The organism is Pseudomonas sp. RIT288, from assembly GCF_000631985.1.
Lineage (GTDB): Bacteria > Pseudomonadota > Gammaproteobacteria > Pseudomonadales > Pseudomonadaceae > Aquipseudomonas.
The window spans coordinates 172589-192004 of the sequence record NZ_JFYN01000043.1; the positions used below are offsets into that span (position 1 = coordinate 172589).

A 19416-nucleotide genomic window follows, 5' to 3' on the forward strand; every position below is an offset into this window, starting at 1 on the left:
ATGCTCAGTGAACTGTTGGTCAACCGAGTACTCGATGGTCGCCGCGTCCCTCAATAGTCGGGCATCCATGTAGGAACTGCCGAAGGCTGCGATCTTTTGATCTTGCTTTAAAAAAAAAGGATCAAAAGATCGCAGCCTTCGGCAGCTCCTACAGGTCATCATTCTTTCAAATTACCTCGATCGGAGTTGCAGCTGATGCCCGAAACCCCACCCGATCCGTCGATCACAGAATCGGTATCGCCGTACGAATCCGGCACCTCCAGAAAACTCCACGAAGCCGCCGAACGCGCCCTCGATCACTACCTCGCGCCCGCGCACATCATGGCAACCCCCTACACCCCCAGCAGCATGTTCCTGGTCAACCCGCAAACCGACACCGAATCGTTGCTCGCCAACGCCTGTGAATCCCTGGCCTCGGCCACGGTCATGCTCGGCGATTTCGCCTGCACGCAGGAAGGGCCGAGTCGTAATACGGCGTTGGGCATTGCGCAGGTGTTGATGCTGGGGGAGTTGGCGGTGAATCAGGCGCTGGATAACGTGGTGCCGAAGGAATAGACGCTGACAGTTCTGGCCTCTTCGCGAGCAGGCTTGCTCCTGCATAGGTTCTGCGGTGGCACACAGGTTATGTGCCCGGCAAAATCTTCTGTAGGAGTGAGCCTGCTCGCGATGGCGGTGTGTCAGTCAACGCAGTTATTGGTTGATCGACCGCTATCGCGAGCAGGCTCGCTCCTAAAGGGAGAAGGGGTTTCAGATGAGGACGATTTCGTACGGCAAGCGCATACGCTCGAGAATTACCCGTGGCAGCATCGGCGCAATGCCGATCGCCGGTTCGCCTTTGAGCTGGCTGGCGTAGGCGTGGGTGGCGTGGCTTTTGCGCGCCACGGTCCAGGTGTCGAGTCGCAGTTTGCGTGCGCGTTCCCAGGGGATCAGGTTCTGGTCGCGTTCCGGCCAGTGCCACGCCCAGACCGGCACGTCATGGAAGGTAGCGCCGACTTGCGCTGCCGCTTTGGCACTCGCGCGGCCAACCGCCTCGTGATCGTCATTACCATCCTCGCGCCAGGTGCTGAACACCACGTCGCCGGGGCGCAGGTAGCGGGCGATGAAATCGGTGAGGTCGACCTCGCGGTCGAGCAGCGCGTTGTCGGTAAACCCGCCACGCACCCATTTCAGGCTGTGCATCGGCAAGCCGAGACGGCGCAGCGCTTCGACACTTTCCTGGGGACGGAACACGCTCAGGCGTTTTTCCGACCATTGCCGCGAGCCGGGATGGCTGGCGCTGCCGTCAGTGATCGACAGCAGTTGCAGCGGATGGCCAAGGCTGGCGAGCAATTGCAGGAGCCCGCCACAGGTCACCACTTCATCACCCGGATGCGGGGCGACGACAACGGCTCGGGCACCGGGTGGTACCAGACTGTGGGTATTGATGACGGGGATGTTGTCCAGTTGCTGGGCGCTGTTCCATATCTGCGCCGGCAGCGGATTTTCGCTGAGGGTTAACGGTTTCATGGGTATTACGTCCTTGTTGTCTCTGGCCCTCAGTCGTGCAGACGCCGTGGAAAGTCAGGCGCGCGCGACCCGTGAAGGCGGATGAATTGCCGTGCGACGCTCCGAACCCTGGATTGCCGCGCAGCAGAGTATTGCTCATGAAAGTGGATTCGTCGCGTCACAGATCAATCTGATCCGCTTTTTTTTAGCCTGGCTGTGCCAGATTTCGTAGATAGTCGCCGAATCCACCTCGTGCCCGGCTGTCCAGTCGGGCACTGGTGCGTACCTGCGGGCGATGGCTCCAGGCGATGTCGGCACCGCACTGTTCCAGTCGCCGCACCAGTTGCACATCTTCGTCGCAGGCCAGCGGCGGGAAACCACCGGCCCAGCGGTAAACGTCGGCACTGACCCCGAGGTTGGCGCCGTGGATGTGCCGATGCCCGTCACGGGCTTGATAGTGACTGTGATAGCGAATCTGCGCGGCTTCATCGAACGACTGATCCCAGTGTTCGACGGTCACCGTGCCGCATACCGCGTCGGCGCCCAGCCCCAGCTGCGCCACCAGCCAGTCATCGGCCACGCGGCTGTCGGCGTCGGAGCAGGAAATCCAGCGTGCGCCGCGCTCCAGCAGGACCTGCGCGCCGGCGGCCCGGGCCTGGCCGACATTGCGCGCGTCGATGTGCAGGCTCTGTACCGGAAAGCGCTTGACGATCTGCGCCGAGCGGTCAGTGCAGCTGTCGAGCACCACCAGCACTTCGACCGGTTCGCCGGCCAGCAGCCCGTGTTTACTGGCGCGCAGTGCCGCGCTCAGACATTGCTCAAGCAGGTCTTCCTCGTTATGCGCCGGAATCAGAATGCCGATCATCGCAGGCCCTCCAGTGCGGCCACCGAGCGCGGCTCGCGGCTCCAGACTTCAAGGATGAAGTCCGCTTCCTGATGCAGTGCCAGACGCGGCAGCGGCAACTGCTCGTGGATCAGGTCATGCACCTGACGGGCATTCAGCGGGCAGCCGTCGATGGGCGGACGCCAGTGGCAAGCGAGCAATTGCCCGTCAGCCGTCAGGGATTCACTGATGCGCCGGATCACTTCTGTCAGATCCCGGGCATCGAGGTAGTAGCCGATTTCGCTAAATACAATCAGGTCGAATTTTTCTTCCGGCCAGTCGCCGGGCAGGCGACTTTGGCGCACCTCGGCGTGGTCGAAAAGGCTCAATCGGGTACGCGCCAGGTTCACTGCCGCACTGGCGGTGTCGCAGCACAGCAGACGGTCGCAGCGGCCGGCGAGCTCGGCGCTGAGTTCGCCATTGGCGCAACCGGGTTCGAAGATCGCCCGATAATGTGCGCGGGGCAGGGCGGCGAGGGTGATTGCGCGTTTGCGCTGTTCGTACCAGCGCTCGCGGAACGCCCAGGGATCGTCGTTGGCGCTGAATAATCCGTCGAAGTAACGATCATCGACACTCATAGGAACACCACTTCAAAAGGTTGCAGCAGACGATCCAGCACGTACGGCGCCAATACCGGTTGCAGTCCGGCTTGCGGGTCGCCTTCCAGCTGGCTGGCAAAGGCATGCACCGCGTGGCGTTTGCGCGCCACTTGCTCGGGTGACAACAGAATCTTGCGCGCGCGCTGCCATGGCACCGCGGCGTCTTCCGGGGAGGCCCAGTGCCAGGTCCATACCGGCAATTCGTGGCAGGTGGCGCCGACCCGGCGTGCGGCTTCGATACTGGCGCGGCCGGCGGCTTCGTGATCGCAGTGGCCGTCCTCGCACCAGGTGCTGAACACCACGTCGCCGGGGCGCAGGTGGCGTTCGATGAACGCGACCAGCGACGGCTCATCAGCAGCGACCTGGCTATCGCTGAACCCACCGCGCAGCCATTTCATGCGGTGCAGCGGCACGCCGAGGCGGCGCAGGGCTTCGGCTGATTCCTGCGGCCGCACCACGCTCAGACGTTCGACCGGCCAGCGCTCGGAACCGGGATGACTGGCGCTGCCATCGGTGACCGAAATCAGTTGCAACTGACGCCCGGCGGCTGCGAGTAACTGCAACAGGCCGCCGCAGCCGAGCACTTCATCATCCGGATGCGGCGCGACAATCACCGCACGGGCGCCGGGTGGCACCAGACTGAGGATGTCGATGCTGTCCAGCGCCGCGAGGTGCCGGGAATGTTGCCATTGCAGCAGCGAAGTGCCCTGGTGGCCGATGATCGGGTCGGGTTTGTTGGCGACATTCATAGTGTCCAGGCCTCCTCGGGGTGTTCCGCCAGCGATTGGCCGAGAGCAGCGAGGTCACGCTCGGCATGGCTCTGACGCAGGAACACCGGCAGATCAGCCATCAACCGGGCGAAGTGCCGATCCTTGCAGAACGGCCCGGCCCCCAGCGCCCGCCCGACCTCGCGCATCACTTGTTCGGCCGACTGTTCGACCACGGCGCGGGCACGCCGGGCCAACAGTTCGGCATCGGCATCAGGATGCGCATCGATGTGCAAGGTACTGAAGCGCAGCACATTGGCTGCCGCGTACAACGCCGTATCGACCGCGCCGAGATGGGCGAGGGCGTGCGGCTCCTGACGTTGCGCGCAGTGTTGCCGTAGCGCCTCGGCGATCTGCCGGGCCGCGCCGTACCAGCACGCCGCGATACCGATCCCGCCTTGCCAGAAACCCGGACGATTCAGGTAGTCGCCGGGTTCGCCGATGGCCTGGGCTTCAGCGCCGTCGAACAACACTTCGACGCTGCCAGTGGCGCCCATGCCGACCGCTTGCCAGCCCTGATCGGTAATGTTCACTCCCGGTTGATCAAGCGCCACCGCGACCAGTTGCTGACGGTCTTCGGCGTCCCACGCGGTGAGCAGCGCATGGCTGAGCACTGCCGCCCCGGAGCACCAGGCCTTGCGCCCGTCGAGGCGCACCATGTGCCCGGCCGGGCGCACGTGCACCCGCGCCTGCGGCGGTTCAGCCGCCCACATGCCCCAAGTACTGCCCGGCGTGGGCGAACCGCCGAGTTGTTCGATGATCGCCAGGGCGTCGGTGTGGCCTTCGTAGAGTTTGCACAAGCCCAGATCATGTCCGCCGACTTCGGCCAGGCGCTGAAAACGCTCCAGCGTGCGGCCGCTGCCGGGTAGCGGCAACTGATCCAGACCGGCCTCGACCAGCGCCCGCAGGCAATGGCCGAGTGCGGCGGTGTCGCGATAGTCCGGCGGGCGGCGCGCCAGATAACTGTGCAGGTCCATATCAGTCTTCTTCTTCGCGTTGCAGTTCGAACAGCAGCAGCGAACGCCCGGTGACCGAGTATTCATGGCCGAACTCGAAGCGTTCCTGACCGCGAATCGATGGCTGATTGGTGTCGATCATGCAGGTCCAGAAACTGCCTTCCGGCACTTCCGGCAGGCTGAAGTTGACGATGTCGTGATGGGCGTTGACCACCAGCAGCAACGTCGCATCGCCACCCTTGCGGCGGATCCCGGTTTCCTGGGCGCGACCATCGAGCAGCATGCCCAGGCAGCGGTTGTGCGCGTCATGCCAATGCTCGGTGGTCATCTCGGTGCCGCCCGGCGCCAGCCAGGTGACGTCCTTGACGCCGATGTCCTCGTTGTACTCGCCGACCAGGAAGCGCCCGCGACGCAGGATCGGATAAGCCATACGCAATTTGATCAGGCGTTTGACGAACTTGAGCAGCGCCTTGCCGTCCTCGCTCAGGTCCCAGTTGACCCAGCCGATCTCGCTGTCCTGGCAATAGGCGTTGTTGTTGCCGTCCTGCGTGCGGGCGAATTCGTCGCCGGCAACGATCATCGGCGTGCCCTGCGACAGCAGCAGCGTGGCGAAGAAATTGCGCATCTGCCGGTGGCGCAGCGCATTGATCTGCGGATCGTCGGTCGGGCCTTCGACGCCGTGGTTCCACGACAGGTTGTTGTTGCTGCCGTCCTGGTTGTTCTCGTCGTTGGCCTCGTTGTGCTTGTCGTTGTACGACACCAGATCGTTGAGGGTGAAACCGTCATGCGCGGTGATGAAATTCACCGACGAGTACGGCCGCCGCCCCCGCTGGTTGAACATCTCGCCGGACGCGGTCATGCGGCTGGCGAAGTCGGCGACCTGGCCGTCGTCACCTTTCCAGAACGCGCGTACGGTGTCGCGAAATTTGTCGTTCCACTCGACCCAGCCCGGCGGAAAGTTGCCGACCTGATAGCCACCGGGGCCGCAGTCCCAAGGCTCGGCGATCATTTTCACCTGACGCAGCACCGGATCCTGCCGGCAGGCGACGAGAAAACTGTGACGCTCGTCGAAACCGTCGTGATAGCGCCCGAGAATCGTCGCCAGATCGAAGCGGAAGCCGTCGACGTGCATCTCGCTGGCCCAGTAGCGCAGCGAGTCGGTGACCATTTGCAGCACGCACGGATGACTCAGGTCGAGGGTGTTGCCGGTGCCGGAATCGTTGATGTAATAGCGCTTGTCGTCCGGCATCAGGCGGTAGTAAGAGGCGTTGTCGATGCCGCGCATCGACAGGGTCGGACCCTGTTCGTTGCCCTCGGCGGTGTGGTTATAGACCACGTCGAGGATCACCTCCAGATTGGCCTCGTGCAGGTGCGCGACCATCTCCTTGAACTCGGCGATCTTGCCGCTGGCCAGGTAACGCGGATCCGGGGCGAAGAAGGCGATGCTGTTGTAGCCCCAGTAGTTGGTCATGCCCTTGTGCAGCAAGTGTTGGTCGTTGACGAAGGCATGGATCGGCAGCAATTCCACGCTCGACACGCCGAGTTTGCGGATGTGTTCGAGCACGTCGTCGACCATCAGGCCGGCAAACGTACCGCGCACGTTCTCTGGCACCGACGGGTGGCGCATGCTGATGCCGCGTACGTGGGTTTCATAAATGATGGTTTTGTCCCACGGCACGCTGACCCGGTGATCGTTGCCCCAGGTGTGCGCCGGGTCGATGACCTTGCACTTGGGTACGAAGGGCGCGCTGTCGCGTTCGTCGAAACTGAGGTCGGCATCGGGGTGGCCGATGGTGTAGCCGAACAGCGCCTCGGACCATTTCAACTCGCCGACCAGCTGTTTGGCGTAGGGGTCGATCAGCAGTTTGTTGTGGTTGAAGCGATGGCCGTTCGCCGGGTCATACGGGCCATAGACACGGTAGCCGTAGATCAGCCCCGGATGGGCGTCTGGCAGATAGCCGTGGAATATCTCGTCGGTGTATTCCGGCAGTTCGATGCGTTCGAGTTCGACTTCGCCGGTATCGTCGAAGATGCACAACTCGACCTTGGTGGCGTTGGCGGAAAACAGCGCAAAGTTCACCCCCAGACCATCCCAGGTCGCGCCGAGCGGGAAGGGCAGACCTTCACGGATTCTGGACGGCTCGGCGTGCGCTGCGGGCTCGGCTTTTTTTGGACTGGACATGATTGCTCCTGCAAAACGGGGAAATTCTCGGCTGATACAAAACCTTGTAGAAGTGAGCCTGCTCGCGATAGCGGTCTGACATTCGATCTCGATGTCGCCTGATACATCGCAATCGCGAGCAGGCTCACTCCTACAGGGTGTTTGGGTTTTTTTGAGGACGAGTTAGTCCTCGGTGGCGAGCGAACCCGCCACACGATCATTCAGTTCAATAATCCCGGGTGGGTCAGTTGGCCGGGGGCTTGCGCGGGGCGCGCGGCTTCTTCTCGGCGGCTTTTTCGCCCGGTGGAATCACCTTGGCGGCGCTGGAGGGCTTGGCTTTGGCGTCCGCAGGCGCCTTGGGCTTGGCCGCCGGGGTCTTGCTTTCGGTGGCTTTGCCGGTCGCAGTCTTGCCGGCGGTTTTGCTGCCAGCGGCTTTCGGCGACTTCTTCGGCGCCAGGGCCTCGGCTTCGGCCAGTTTGCGCGCCATTTCCCAATGACGCGCTTCATGACCTTCAGGTTTGCCCTCCGATTCCCAGATCTGATAGGCGAACTCGCGGATGCGTTTATCGTCGGTACTCATCGCAATGCTCCTGAACTGAACTCGTCGTTACGTAAAGAGTTGGATAAACAGATTGACCGGGAAATCCCCCAGCGCGGCGCTGACGTTCAGCTCCCTGTTTTTTGTGACTGCGCTGCTGTGAAAAAGTCCCTTCAGGTTTGTGTCAGAGGCGGCGAACGGTAGAACCACCCGCGTATCGCCCCAGCGCAGCGCATCCACCTGTGGCACGGCACTGTTTTCCAGCAACGTCGCGCAGCGGATCGGCACGATCACGATGGCGTAGCGGCCCTCGTGCTCACGGGCGAAGGCGAGCACGTTGTGCGCCTGCTCGCCGAGCACCTCCAGGGCCTGATACGTGCCCCGGCGAAACAGCTCGGCGTGTTCGGCGCGCAGGTTCAACACCTGGGCGATCAACGCTTGCTTGATGCGCCCGTCACGCCAGTTCGCCAGCAGTTGCGCAAGCGGCGCGTGTCCGTCCAGAGCCTGCTCGCGAGCGGCGTAATCCACCGGCCGGCGGTTGTCCGGATCGACCAGGCTGAAGTCCCAGAACTCGTTGCCCTGATACAGATCCGGCACCCCCGGCACAGTCATGCGCAGCAAGGTTTGCGCCAGACTGTTGAGGGCGCCCGCCGCAGCGATGCTGTTGACGGTCTTGCTCAGCGCGGCGCGCAGCAGCTCGCCTTCGTCACCGGTGAGCAAGCGCTGGGTAAACGTCTGCGCAGCGTTTTCGTAGGCTTCGTTGGGAGCACTCCAGCTGCTTTGCAGCTTGGCCTCGCGCAGGGCTTTCTGTTGCCACTGCCAGATGCGTTCGGCGTAGTCGCTGAAACCTGCCTGATCGTCATCACGCAATTGCAGCGGCCAACTGCCGAGCAGGGCCTGATAAAGGATCAGTTCATCGCCGGACGACGGCACTTGATCATCGTCGCGCAACGGTCGGGCGAGGGCGCGCCACAACTCGACCTGTTCGGCGTACCAGTGGCCGCGTTCGCTGAGCACCGCCAGCCGCGCCCGGGTGTCTTCGCCGCGTTTGTGGTCGTGGGTGGCGGTGGCGAGCAAATTGTCGGGGAACGCCGCCAGCCGTTGCTGATTGACCGCGTGGAAGTCGCTGACCGGTGCGCTGAACTGCTCGGTGTTGTAGCCGACGTCATTGCGCGACAGCAGCACCGCCGAGCGATACAGCGCGGTGTCTTCGACGGCTTTGGCCGCTGCCGGCGACGTCAGTTGCTGGAAACGTACGCAGGCGTGCTTGAGGATCTTGCGCGAGCGCCCGCGCGGCTTGTGCCGCCATGGCGTGCCTCCGAGCCAGGCGGCGACGCAGTCGAGCACCGGCCAGTCGCCTTCGCCCAGGGTTTGCCGGGCGCCGTCCATGGCTTGCTGGAAGAACTGTTCATCCTGAGCCGAGCGCCCGAGCGCGCTGATGTAAGTGCGATACACGGGGAAATGCACGATCAGTGCCTGCAACACCCGGCGGATCGCGCCGAGGGTCAGGTCGCGGGTCATCAGGTCGTCGCGCGCCACTTGCAGCAGCGCCTGGGCGACGCTTTCGCAGTCGCTGGCCAGCGAGCCGTTGAGGATCTGCTGGCGCGCCAGTTGTGCTTCTTCGATGAACGCCGCCGGACGCTCGGTACGCCGTTGCCAGAGGTCGCCGAGGACGTGTTCGCCATCCGGGTCGTGTTGCAGCAACGACAGTTGATTCATGAACTCGTAACCGGTGCTGCCATCCACCGCCCAATCGGTGCGCAGGCTTTCGCCAGCGCCGAGAATCTTCTCGACGTAGATCGGCAAGTGCCGACCCGGCACGAGCGAGTCGAGGCGCCGCCGCAGTTTGCGGCAATAGCCACGCGGGTCAGCGAGGCCGTCGATGTGATCGATGCGCAAACCATCGACCAGCCCCTCGGCGATCAACTGAAAGATCTTGCCGTGAGTGGCTTCGAACACGGCCGGACGCTCGACGCGCAGGCCGCCGAGTTCGTTGATGTCGAAAAAGCGCCGCCAGTTGATGTCGTCCGCTGCGGTGCGCCAACTGGCGAGACGGTAGCTCTGGCGTTCGAGCAACTGGTGCAGCTTGTCGAAGCCTTCTGCAGTGGTGGAGTCGTAAGCCGCGAGTCTTTCCTCGATCGCGGCGAGAATCTGCGGATCGCTCGCCAGCTCCTTCAATTCAGCCTTCAGCGGGATCGCCAGCGCATGGGCTTCGGTCTGGTAGCTGAGGGTACTGAAACGATCGGCGAGGGATTTCAGCGCTTCGAGCGGTTTGAGCAGCTCGCCGTAGTCATTCGGGCAGATCGGGAAGTGATGCTCGTAATGCTCGACATGGAAGCGTCCCTGCTGCGCATCGAAGCGCAGTTTCAGCGTGCCTTCCTGCAGCGCGACACCGTAATCGCTGCCGAGAAACGGCAACAATAATTGGCCTTCCATCAGCGGGTCGGGGGAGTGCCACTGGATGTCGAAGAACTCGCCGTATGGACTCAGGCGGCCCCATTCCAGCAGGTCCAGCCACCACGGATTATCACCGCCACCGACGGCCATGTGATTGGAGACGATGTCGAGGATCAGGCCCATGTTGTGTTCGCGCAAGGTGCTGACCAGACGCCGCAGCGCCGGTTCGCCGCCGAGTTCCGGGTTGACTTGCGTCGGGTCGACCACGTCGTAGCCGTGCATCGAACCGGCGCGGGCCGCAAGCAGCGGTGAGGCATAAATGTGGCTGATGCCGAGGCGGGCAAAGTACGGCACCAGCGGCACCGCCTGTTCCAGGGTGAAGCCCTTGTGAAATTGCAGGCGCAGGGTGGCGCGCAACGGTTGGTTGAACGATGAATTCATTGGTCACGCTCGGCAGCTTGCAGGCGGGCACAGGCCAGCAGTTCCAGGCGGCGCGCAGCCTCGGCACCATCGAGCAACGCTTCACTGTTGCCGGGCAGGCGCCGCGACCAGTTCGGATGGCTGTCGATGGTGCCAGGCAGGTTGGCCTGTTCATCGATGCCCAGCGCGTCTTCCAGTGGCAACAGCACCAGCGGCGCGCGGGTGTGACCGAGGAAACGCACACTGGCATCGACCACTTGATCGGCTTCGTGGGACTCTTCGCGGAAGTTTTGCGGGTCCTGACTCAGTGCATCGCGCAAGCCTTGACGTTCACGCTGGCGATGCCGGCGCCATTCGATTTCACCGTTGGCGTCGACAAAGTCCAGGCGCGCATTCCAGTCGATGTCGCGGCCATGCCACCAGCCGTTGAGCGTGGGCAGGTCGTGGGTGGTGGTGGTCGCCAGCGCGTTGTCCGGCCAGTCGAGAATCGGTTTGAAACGGGTGTTGTCCTGTTCGAACAGCAGCACGCGCATGCCGAGGATCGCCCGCGCGCTGAGTTTTTCCCGCAGCCCGTCGGGCACGGTGCCGAGGTCTTCGCCGAGGACGATCGCCTGGTGCCGATGGGATTCGAGGGTCAGCAGCCGCAGCAGATCGTCCACCGGGTAATACAGGTACGCCCCGTCAGCCGGGGCCGCACCATTAGGGATCACCCACAGGCGTTGCAGGCCCATCACATGGTCGATGCGCAAGCCGCCGGCATGGGCGAAGTTGGCGCGCAGCATGTCGATGAAAGCGCGAAAGCCATTGCGGATCAGGCCTTCAGGGGAAAACGCGGAAATCCCCCAACCCTGACCCGAGCGGTTGAGAATGTCCGGCGGCGCACCCACGGTGAGCGAGGCGAGCAACTCGTCCTGAAAGCTCCAGGCCTGGCTGCCGGCGCCGTCGGCACCGACCGCGAGGTCAGCGATCAGGCCAATGCCCATGCCGGCGCTGCGCGCAGCCGTTTGCGCACGCTCCAGGCAACGGTGGATCAGCCATTGGCAAAAGGCGAAGTAGCCGATGCGCTCGGCGTATTCCTCGGCAAACGCTTCGAGGGCGGCGCCACGCGGCTCGTGCCAGTGTTCCGGCCAGTGCCGCCAGTCGAGGCTTTCGCCACGGGCGGCGCGCATTTCCTGAATGGCTTCGAAGCGGCAGTGATTTTCCAGGGCTTCGCCACCGGCATGGCGGAAACTGGCGAAGTCCGCATGCAACGGATGCTCACCCGCGACGAAACCTTCGTACAGGGCTTGCAGCAGTTTGTACTTGGCCTCGGCAGCGCTGGGCCAATCGATCAGTTTGAGGTCTTCCAGTTGCTTGAATTGCTCGGCCAGACCGCTGGCGTCGATCGCATCACGCAACGCCCGTTCGCCAAGGATCGCGCCCGGAGCGGCATACAGGGAATTGAGGAACAGCCGGCTGGACGGTGAATATGGGCTGTAACGCCCGGTGTCGGCGCTGAACATCGCATGCAGCGGACTGATCGCCAGCGCCTCGGCGCCGCGTTCGCCGGCCACCCGGACCAGCTCTTCCAGCGCCTGGGTGTCACCAAAACCGCCATCGCCGGGGCGGCGCAAACTGTACAGTTGCGCGCTCAGGCCCCAGACGCGAGGGATCGGGTTGTCCACTGCGTCGCCGACGCTGAAGCAGCGCTCGGGCGCCACGGCGAGGGTGAAATACTGATCGGCGATGTGCACCTGTTGATAGCCGACCGGGATCAATCCCGGCAGTCTGGCTTCGGCATCGAGCCTGAGGTTAAGGCGTGAACCGTCTTCCAGGTGGATTTCGCACGGGGTTTGCGGTTCGAAGTAGCGGGCCAGATCGACACCGACACCGACGTCTGCGGTCAGCAGCGGCGGCAGGTGGCGATCCTGTTGCACTTGTTGCAGTTGCAGCAGGCTGGCGTCGATTTCCTGCGCGGTATTGGCCGGATGACCCAGCCCGGTGAGGACATTGCGCAGCACCGCCGGGGCGACTTTCTGCGGGCGACCATTGGCGTCGATCCAGTCGACGGCGAGGCCGGCGCGGCTTGCGAGTATTTCCAGTTGCGCATCGCTCATAGGCGCTCTCCATCCAGAGGTTGCAAGGGGGTTGCGGCCGTGAGGCTGACAAGCGCGCAATACGGGGCGAGGATGCCCGGTTCCGACAGGTCGTCTGCTGGCGGCTGTTGAAACAGCCACACGGCGTCGGTCTGTGCAGGGTTGACCACTGGCGTATCGCTGAGGTTCAGGTCAATTCGCAGCTCACTGCCATCGCCCAGCCGCCAGCGCGCGCTGACCGCACCGAAGCCGAGCATGTGCGCCCCGAGCGCCTGGGTGCCAGACAGATTGGGCATGATGTAGCGGTGGCGCAATTGCAGCAGTTGCCGGTACAGCGCGAGGGTTTCCTGCTGTTTTGCGCTGCCGCTGCCGCTCAGGCGCGGCTGCGAAGTGTGGAAGGTCTGCTCGGCATTCGGATCGGGAATTTTTTCGCGTTTGTGCGGATCGGCGAAGGCGCTGAATCCGGCGAATTCGTTGCGCCGACCTTCGCGCACCAGATCCGCCAGTTCGCCGTGGTGGCTGGTGAAAAACAGGAACGGTTGCTCGGCGGCGAATTCATCGCCCATGAACATCAGCGGAATCATCGGTGACAGCAGCAACAGCACGGTGGCAGCCTGCACGGCGCGTGGATCGGCCAGTTGATGCAAGCGTTCGCCGAAGGCCCGGTTGCCGATCTGATCGTGGTTCTGCAGGAACAGGATGAAAGCGGTCGAGGGCAGGTGTTCGCTGGGCTCGCCGCGCGGTTCACCGTGGCGAGTGATGTGACCCTGAAACACGAAGCCCTGGCTCAGACAACGCACCAGTTGTTCGGTCGGTTGCAGCGCATAGTCGGCGTAATAGGCGTCGGTTTCGCCGGTCAGCAATACATGCAGGGCGTTGTGGCCGTCGTCGTTCCACTGCGCGTCGTAATCCTCTTCGAGCAGGCTCGACTGGTTCAGCTCGTTCTCCACGGTGAGCCAGACGTGGCGCGTCGGATCGATCTGCTGACGGATGCGTTGAGCCAGTTCAGGCAGGAAGTCCGGGCTTTCGATGGCGTGCACCGCGTCCAGGCGCAGACCGTCGAAGCGATATTCGAGCAGCCACATCAGCGCGTTGTCGATGAAGAAGTCCCGCACTTCACGTCGACGGAAGTCGATCGCGGCGCCCCAGGGTGTGTGCTTGTCTTCGCGGAAAAAACCTTTGGCGTAGCGCCCGAGGTAATTGCCGTCAGGGCCGAAGTGGTTGTAGACCACGTCGAGAATCACCGCCAGACCATGGCCGTGGGCGCTGTCGATCAGGTGTTTGAGTTGTTCCGGGGTGCCATAGGAGGCTTGCGGTGCGTAGGGCAGCACGCCGTCGTAGCCCCAGTTGCGGGTGCCGGGGAACTGCGCCAGCGGCATCAGTTCGATGGCGGTAATGCCCAGCTCGACCAGACGCGCCAGATGCTGCTCGACTTCGGCAAAGCCGCCGAGTGCGCCGACGTGCAGCTCGTAGATCACTGCTTCGCTCCACGGCCGGCCATGCCAGGTGGTGTGCCGCCACTGATAGGCCAGCGGATCGACCACCACGCTGTGGCGGTCAAGGTCGCCATCCTGGGCGCGGGAGGCCGGGTCGGGCACCTCCAGTTCGCCATCGATGTTGAAGCGGTAGCGGGTGCCCGCGGGGCAGCGGGTCTTGATCACGAACCAGCCATCGGCCTGCGGTAACATCGGCAAGGACTGGCCGTTTTCAAGTTCGACACTGACGTAAAACGCATCCGGTGCCCACAGCGCAAACTGAGTGTGTTCGGCGTCCTGCATGATCGCGCCGTGGGGCCAGTTTTCTTGGGTCCGTAACGGCATTGTGAAAAGCTCCCTGAGTTATTTGTGGCCGGCTTTACCCAGCGCCTTGGCGACCAGTTGTTCGTAGAGTTCGGCGTAGGGTTCGACCGCTTTGCACCAGTTGAACGGCGCGGCCATCGCTCGGCAGCGCATGGCGTTGAGCAGGTCGGGGAAGGCGAAGACCTTGAACGCGCGGCTCAGGGCTTCGCGGTAGCTGTCGGCAGTGGATTCGTCGAAGAGGAAACCGGTGACGCCGTTTTCGATGGTGTCGGCCAGGCCGCCGGTATTGCGCGCCACCGGCAACGAGCCGAAGCGCTGCGCGTACATCTGGCTCAGGCCGCAGGGTTCATAACGCGATGGCATCAGCAGGAAATCGCTGCCGGCGAACATGCGGCGGGCGTCGGTTTCATTGAAGCCGATGCGCACGCCGATCTGCCCGGGGAAGCGCAGCGCCAGTTCACGCATGGCCTGTTCCTCTTCCGGCTCGCCACGCCCGATGATTGCGATCTGGCCACCGTTCTGCACGATGTATTCGGAGACGGCTTCGGTCAGGTCCAGGCCTTTCTGATAGACCAGACGCGAGACCACGGCAAACAGCGGGCCGCTGGAATCTTTCAAGCCAAACAGTTCACGCACATGGGCGGCGTTGACCGCTTTGCCTTCCCAGTCGCCGATGGCGAACGGCGCGAACAGGTGCGGGTCAGTGGCGGCGTCCCAGCTCTCGTCGATGCCGTTGGGGATGCCGCTGAGCAAGCCTTGCTGGGTCTTGGCGGCGAGAAAGCCGTCGAGACCGCAGCCAAAATCCGGGGTGGTGATTTCCTGCGCGTAGGTGGCGCTGACGGTGGTGATGTGGCTCGAATACGCCATGCCGGCCTTGAGGAACGACATCTTGCCGTAGAACTCCATGCCTTCCTGTTGCAGGGCATGGGTCGGAATGCCGAGTTCCGGGCAGGAGCCGAGGCTGGTCACGCCTTGGTAGGCCAGGTTGTGAATGGTGAACAGGGTCGGCGTGCGCTGCCCGCGCCAGTGCATATAGGCAGGTGCCAGACCGGCCGGCCAGTCATGGGCGTGCACCAGATCCGGGCACCAGTGAATTTGTGCGAGGTTGGCGGCGATGTCGGCAGCGGCCAGGCCCAGGCGGGCGAAACGGATATGGTTGTCCGGCCAGTCGCGGCCGTTGTTGGCGCCGTAGGGCGAGCCTTCACGCTCGTACAGTTCAGGGCAGATCAGGACGTAGATCACCAGCCCGTCCGGCATGTCCATGCGTCCGATCTTGCACGGAGGCAATGCGGCATGGCCGCCAAGTTCGCCGATGATGTGGATCGGGTTCTCGCTGTGCATCACCTGCGGGTAACCGGGGATCAACACGCGCACATCGTGCAGGTGCGCCATGGCGCGGGGCAGGGCGGAGGAGACGTCGCCCAGACCGCCGGTCTTCACCAGATCGGCGATTTCCGAGGTCACGAACAACACTTTCTTCTTGTTGGGATTCTGGCTGGCGACCGGCGTCAGCGTTTTGGTGCCCGGGACGTTGATCGACCGGCTGCCGGGAAGACTCAATGTGCTCGCTTCGCCTACTGACTGCTGAGCACGCTCTCCCTGAATATCCAATGCCGCACTGATCATGTGAATCTCCCGTGTCGTTGATCTGTTTCTTGTCTGGAACAAGCCATATCCATGGCCAAATCCTGTGGCCGGGCGCAAACGCGCCACGCATCGGTGAGCAAACGCTACCCAACACGCGCAAGCAGAATGGGTGAAGTGGCCGTTGCAAGGATTACACCAGTCGCGTTGCCCCTGCCTTTCTGATGACCCGTCGCTTCACGCAAAAGTTTCGACTTTTTTTGCGTGCGGTGACCGACTGGTCGAGACCCGCGAAAATCAGTCTAGGCCAGATCCTAGAGCGGACGAGGGCAAATGGGTAAATTGTTCGACAATCGGTTTGCAGGTGGCGAAAGACGTGGTTCGCAGGGCTGAACGCACCGACGAAGTGCAGGTTTTTTTCGTTGGAGGGGCTAAAACGGTGACTGGTCGGTCACGATTTTGTGCTAGCGGTGAGGCGGGGCGCACTGTTGTGGTGCGGACAGTTTGTTGCTTCGCTGAACAAGGACAAACCTGTAGGAGCTGCCGAAGGCTGCGATCTTTTGATCTTGTTTTTAAAATCGAGATCAAGATCAGGATCAAAAGATCGCAGCCTTCGGCAGCTCCTACAGGGAGGTTTAATTCAATACACGGATTGGGTTATCCGCCGCCCAACCTTGGATATCCTCGATCATCTGCGCAAAGAATTGCGCATAGTTCTGTCGGCTGACATACCCCACATGTGGCGTGGCCAGCACATTGTCCAGGGTGCGGAACGGGTGCAGTGCAGGCAGCGGCTCCTGATCGAACACATCCAGCGCCGCGCCGGCGATCTTCTGTTTCTGCAACGCCTTGATCAGCGCCGCTTCATCGACAATCGGCCCGCGGGCGGTGTTGACCAGCAGTGCGGTGGTTTTCATCCAGTCCAGCGCCTGCGCGTCGACCAGGCCGCGACTGCGTTCGCTGAGCACCAGATGCACTGACAGCACATCGGCCTGTTCGAACAGTTGCTGCTTGCTGACCCAGGTCACGCCGGCCTGCTGCGCGCGTTCAGCGGTGAGGTTTTCGCTCCAGGCGATCACGCGCATACCGAACACCTGACCGAATTGCGCGACCTTCTGGCCGATGCTGCCCAGACCGAGAATGCCCAGGGTCTTGCCGTGCAAGTCGCCGCCCAGCCCTTGCTGCCAGCCGCCAGCGCGCAGGGAGTTGGCTTCATTCACCAGATTGCGTGTCGCGGCCATGATCAACGCCCAGGTCAGCTCCGGCGCCGCGTGTTTGTAGCTGTCGGTGCCGCAGACTTTGATACCGAGGCCGGCGGCCGCTTGCAGGTCCAGCGCCGCGTTGCGCATACCGCCGGTGACCAGCAGTTTGAGATTGGGCAGACGCTGCAGCAGGTCCTGATCGAAACGCGTCCGCTCGCGCATCACGCAGATCACCTGGTACTGGCCCAGTCGTTCAGCCAGCGTGGCGTTGTCCGCCGGGTAGTCATGCACAAACGTCACTTCGCCGATGCTGTCGAGCACCGACCAGTCGACCACGTCCCGTGCCACGTCCTGCCAGTCATCGATCACTGCAATCTGCACCGCCATCAGCCTTACCTCATCAACGAACGGGATTGGTGTTGTTCAGCCAGCCGAGCAGGGCCTGGTGAAACTTCGCCGGCTCTTCCATCTGCGGCGCGTGGCCCATGCCGGGGAATTCCACCAGCGTCGACTGTGGAATCAGCTTGGCGACCTGCTTGCCGAGGACGTCATAGTGGCCGATTTTCGCCTTGACCTCGGGGGACGCGAGATCCTTGCCGATCGCCGTGGTGTCGGACGTGCCGATCAACAACAGGGTCGGCATCTTCAGGTCCTTGAACTCGTAGTACACCGGCTGGGTGAAGATCATGTCGTAGATCAGCGCCGAGTTCCACGCCACCTGGGTTTTGCCCGGGCCGTTGCTCAGGCCGGCGAGCATGTCGACCCAACGGTCGAATTCGGGTTTCCAGCGCCCGTCGTAATAGGTGTTGCGCTCGTAGTCGCGAATGCCTTGGGCGGTGACTTTCAGTTCGCGCTGATACCACTGATCAACGGTGCGATACGGCACGCCGAGGGCTTTCCAGTCTTCCAGGCCGATCGGGTTGACCAGCGCCAGTTGTTCGACCTGATCCGGGAACAGCAGCGCGTAGCGAGTGGCAAGCATGCCGCCGGTGGAGTGGCCGAGCAGGGTGGCTTTCTGAATGCCGAGGGCCTTGAGCAACTGTTGGGTGTTGGTCGCCAGTTGCTGGAAGCTGTACTGGTAGTGATCGGGTTTGCTGGAGGTGCAGAAGCCGATCTGATCCGGCGCGACAACCCGGTAACCGGCCTCGCTCAAGGCTTTGATCGAACTGTCCCAGGTGGCGGCGCAAAAATTCTTGCCGTGCATCAGCACCACGGTGCGCCCGTTGGCCTTGCCGTGGGCGGCGACGTCCATGTAGCCCATCTGCAGGGATTTACCCTGGGACTGAAAGGCAAAGTGCTTGAGCGTGTAGGGGTATTGGAAACCTTGCAGCTCCGGGCCATAACTCGGGGCATTGTTCGGGACTGCAGCAGGAGCTGCATCGGCAGGCGCGGCGGCGTGGGCAAACAGTGGCAGCGCGGCACTGAGGAACAGGCCGGGCAGCCAGCGGGATAACGTGACGGACATAGGGGCAAACTCCATGGAAATCGGCCGATGCTGGAACGCCCGGATTAGGGCGACGTTAACCACAGGCAACGCCATGGCCGGAATGTTCAACCGAGCCATCCAAGCGTGAGCATGGCGACCACGGCGTAACGCGCAGCTTTGGCCAGCGTGACGATCAGCAGAAAGCGCCCGAGCGGCTCGCGCATGACGCCAGCGATCAGGGTCAGCGGATCGCCGATCACCGGCAGCCAACTCAGTAGCAGCGACCAGTGACCATAGCGCTCGTAGTGTTTGCGCGCGGTGGCCATGTGTTTCGCGCTGACGGGAAACCAGCGTCGATCCTGAAAGCGCTCGAGGCCGCGCCCAAGCCACCAGTTGACCAGCGAACCGAGGACATTGCCCAGCGTCGCCACGCCCAGCAGGCCCCAAAGCCAGTAACGGTCGCTGGCAATCAGGCCGACCAGCAGCGCTTCGGATTGCAGCGGCAACAGCGTCGCAGCGCCGAACGCGGCGGCGAACAGCCCGACGTAAGCGGCAGCCATCAGTGCGCCGGGTAGTCCGCCACCACGACATCCGTACCGTCCTTTTTCAGGCCGATCACTTGATAGGCATCGCTCATGCCGTCCATTTCCATGCCCGGCGAACCCATGGGCATACCCGGTGCGGCCACGCCCAGCAGATCGTCGCGCTTGCTCAGGGCCAGCACTTGTTCAGCCGGGACATGGCCTTCGACGAACTTGCCGTTGATCAGCGCGGTATGGCACGAGCCCAGGCGCGGTGGCACGCCGTGTTGCTGCTTGAAGCTGCTCATGTCGCTTTCGACATGGTCTTCGACTTTGAAGCCGTTGGCTTCGAGGTGGCTGATCCATTTCTTGCAGCAACCGCAATTGGCGTCGCGATGCACTTCGATCGGGATCAGCTCGGCGGCCTGGGCCAGGGAGGACAGGAGCAGGGCGCTGAGGGCGGCCAGTCGCAGGGAGGTTCGCATGGTGGGCTCTCGACAAGGATGACGGTCAGAAAGGAAAGTATTTTGACCGGATTATCCTGCCGGGCATCAACGGAGTGTTTCAAGTTGATACAAGGCAGGCTGGCAGGATGATCATGGA

Annotated in this window: 16 protein-coding genes; 1 reads left to right on the top strand and 15 read right to left on the bottom strand. The window is 62.9% G+C overall.

Features of this window, described 5'->3' with window-relative positions; genetic code table 11:
• Positions 1-195: 195 nt before the first annotated feature.
• Positions 196-555, top strand: a complete 360-nt coding sequence (locus tag BW33_RS26110; RefSeq protein ID WP_047602230.1) for a DUF6124 family protein — start codon at positions 196-198, stop codon at positions 553-555.
• Between the two features lie 192 nt (positions 556-747).
• Here BW33_RS26110 and BW33_RS26115 read toward each other — a convergent pair whose 3' ends face one another.
• From BW33_RS26115 to BW33_RS26185, 15 genes are all read right to left on the bottom strand, one after another.
• Complete coding sequence (locus BW33_RS26115) at positions 748-1506, bottom strand: PIG-L deacetylase family protein (protein ID WP_047602232.1); 759 nt, start codon at positions 1504-1506, stop codon at positions 748-750.
• 184 nt (positions 1507-1690) lie between these two features.
• Positions 1691-2350: a glycosyltransferase gene (locus tag BW33_RS26120; RefSeq protein ID WP_047602234.1), complete on the bottom strand. Its 660-nt coding sequence runs from the start codon at positions 2348-2350 to the stop codon at positions 1691-1693.
• Positions 2347-2946: an SAM-dependent methyltransferase gene (locus BW33_RS26125; protein WP_047602236.1), complete on the bottom strand. Its 600-nt coding sequence runs from the start codon at positions 2944-2946 to the stop codon at positions 2347-2349. Before BW33_RS26125 ends, BW33_RS26120 begins: the two co-directional genes overlap by 4 nt.
• A complete protein-coding gene (locus BW33_RS26130) occupies positions 2943-3716 on the bottom strand; it encodes a PIG-L deacetylase family protein (RefSeq protein WP_047602238.1) in 774 nt (257 codons plus the stop codon). Before BW33_RS26130 ends, BW33_RS26125 begins: the two co-directional genes overlap by 4 nt.
• Entirely contained in the window at positions 3713-4711 is a 999-nt protein-coding gene (locus tag BW33_RS26135) for an acyl-CoA dehydrogenase family protein (RefSeq protein WP_047602239.1), read from the bottom strand. Before BW33_RS26135 ends, BW33_RS26130 begins: the two co-directional genes overlap by 4 nt.
• 1 nt (position 4712) lies before the next feature.
• Positions 4713-6872 carry a glycogen debranching protein GlgX gene (gene glgX / locus BW33_RS26140; RefSeq protein WP_047602240.1) on the bottom strand — a complete coding sequence of 720 codons (2160 nt, stop codon included), beginning with the start codon at positions 6870-6872 and terminating at the stop codon, positions 4713-4715.
• A gap of 223 nt (positions 6873-7095) precedes the next feature.
• Positions 7096-7431, bottom strand: a complete 336-nt coding sequence (locus tag BW33_RS26145; RefSeq protein ID WP_047602241.1) for a DUF2934 domain-containing protein — start codon at positions 7429-7431, stop codon at positions 7096-7098.
• A 27-nt stretch (positions 7432-7458) separates the two neighbouring features.
• Positions 7459-10227 carry a malto-oligosyltrehalose synthase gene (locus BW33_RS26150; RefSeq protein WP_047602242.1) on the bottom strand — a complete coding sequence of 923 codons (2769 nt, stop codon included), beginning with the start codon at positions 10225-10227 and terminating at the stop codon, positions 7459-7461.
• Positions 10224-12302: a 4-alpha-glucanotransferase gene (malQ, locus tag BW33_RS26155; RefSeq protein WP_047602243.1), complete on the bottom strand. Its 2079-nt coding sequence runs from the start codon at positions 12300-12302 to the stop codon at positions 10224-10226. The genes BW33_RS26150 and malQ overlap by 4 nt, the downstream gene beginning before the upstream one ends.
• Entirely contained in the window at positions 12299-14101 is a 1803-nt protein-coding gene (gene treZ, locus BW33_RS26160; RefSeq protein WP_047602245.1) for a malto-oligosyltrehalose trehalohydrolase, read from the bottom strand. The genes malQ and treZ overlap by 4 nt, the downstream gene beginning before the upstream one ends.
• 18 nt (positions 14102-14119) lie before the next feature.
• Positions 14120-15706 carry a glycogen synthase GlgA gene (glgA, locus tag BW33_RS26165; protein WP_047602247.1) on the bottom strand — a complete coding sequence of 529 codons (1587 nt, stop codon included), beginning with the start codon at positions 15704-15706 and terminating at the stop codon, positions 14120-14122.
• 593 nt (positions 15707-16299) lie between these two features.
• Positions 16300-17253 (bottom strand): D-2-hydroxyacid dehydrogenase family protein, encoded by a 954-nt coding sequence (locus tag BW33_RS26170; protein WP_047602248.1) that lies wholly within the window; start codon positions 17251-17253, stop codon positions 16300-16302.
• A 13-nt stretch (positions 17254-17266) separates the two neighbouring features.
• A complete protein-coding gene (locus BW33_RS26175) occupies positions 17267-18331 on the bottom strand; it encodes an alpha/beta fold hydrolase (protein WP_047602249.1) in 1065 nt (354 codons plus the stop codon).
• 86 nt (positions 18332-18417) lie between these two features.
• A complete protein-coding gene (locus BW33_RS26180; protein ID WP_047602250.1) occupies positions 18418-18852 on the bottom strand; it encodes a YqaA family protein in 435 nt (144 codons plus the stop codon).
• Positions 18852-19298, bottom strand: coding sequence for a DUF411 domain-containing protein (locus BW33_RS26185; protein ID WP_047602252.1), 447 nt, complete (start codon positions 19296-19298; stop codon positions 18852-18854). Before BW33_RS26185 ends, BW33_RS26180 begins: the two co-directional genes overlap by 1 nt.
• Positions 19299-19416 lie beyond the last annotated feature (118 nt).

Excerpts from the sequence above, each read along its gene's own strand:
- BW33_RS26110 (WP_047602230.1), top strand. The coding sequence starts at position 196 with ATGCCCGAAACCCCACCCGATCCGTCGATCACAGAATCGGTATCGCCG.
- BW33_RS26115 (WP_047602232.1), bottom strand. The coding sequence starts at position 1,506 with ATGAAACCGTTAACCCTCAGCGAAAATCCGCTGCCGGCGCAGATATGG.
- BW33_RS26120 (WP_047602234.1), bottom strand. The coding sequence starts at position 2,350 with ATGATCGGCATTCTGATTCCGGCGCATAACGAGGAAGACCTGCTTGAG.
- BW33_RS26125 (WP_047602236.1), bottom strand. The coding sequence starts at position 2,946 with ATGAGTGTCGATGATCGTTACTTCGACGGATTATTCAGCGCCAACGAC.
- BW33_RS26130 (WP_047602238.1), bottom strand. The coding sequence starts at position 3,716 with ATGAATGTCGCCAACAAACCCGACCCGATCATCGGCCACCAGGGCACT.
- BW33_RS26135 (WP_047602239.1), bottom strand. The coding sequence starts at position 4,711 with ATGGACCTGCACAGTTATCTGGCGCGCCGCCCGCCGGACTATCGCGAC.
- glgX (WP_047602240.1), bottom strand. The coding sequence starts at position 6,872 with ATGTCCAGTCCAAAAAAAGCCGAGCCCGCAGCGCACGCCGAGCCGTCC.
- BW33_RS26145 (WP_047602241.1), bottom strand. The coding sequence starts at position 7,431 with ATGAGTACCGACGATAAACGCATCCGCGAGTTCGCCTATCAGATCTGG.
- BW33_RS26150 (WP_047602242.1), bottom strand. The coding sequence starts at position 10,227 with ATGAATTCATCGTTCAACCAACCGTTGCGCGCCACCCTGCGCCTGCAA.
- malQ (WP_047602243.1), bottom strand. The coding sequence starts at position 12,302 with ATGAGCGATGCGCAACTGGAAATACTCGCAAGCCGCGCCGGCCTCGCC.
- treZ (WP_047602245.1), bottom strand. The coding sequence starts at position 14,101 with ATGCCGTTACGGACCCAAGAAAACTGGCCCCACGGCGCGATCATGCAG.
- glgA (WP_047602247.1), bottom strand. The coding sequence starts at position 15,706 with ATGATCAGTGCGGCATTGGATATTCAGGGAGAGCGTGCTCAGCAGTCA.
- BW33_RS26170 (WP_047602248.1), bottom strand. The coding sequence starts at position 17,253 with ATGGCGGTGCAGATTGCAGTGATCGATGACTGGCAGGACGTGGCACGG.
- BW33_RS26175 (WP_047602249.1), bottom strand. The coding sequence starts at position 18,331 with ATGTCCGTCACGTTATCCCGCTGGCTGCCCGGCCTGTTCCTCAGTGCC.
- BW33_RS26180 (WP_047602250.1), bottom strand. The coding sequence starts at position 18,852 with ATGGCTGCCGCTTACGTCGGGCTGTTCGCCGCCGCGTTCGGCGCTGCG.
- BW33_RS26185 (WP_047602252.1), bottom strand. The coding sequence starts at position 19,298 with ATGCGAACCTCCCTGCGACTGGCCGCCCTCAGCGCCCTGCTCCTGTCC.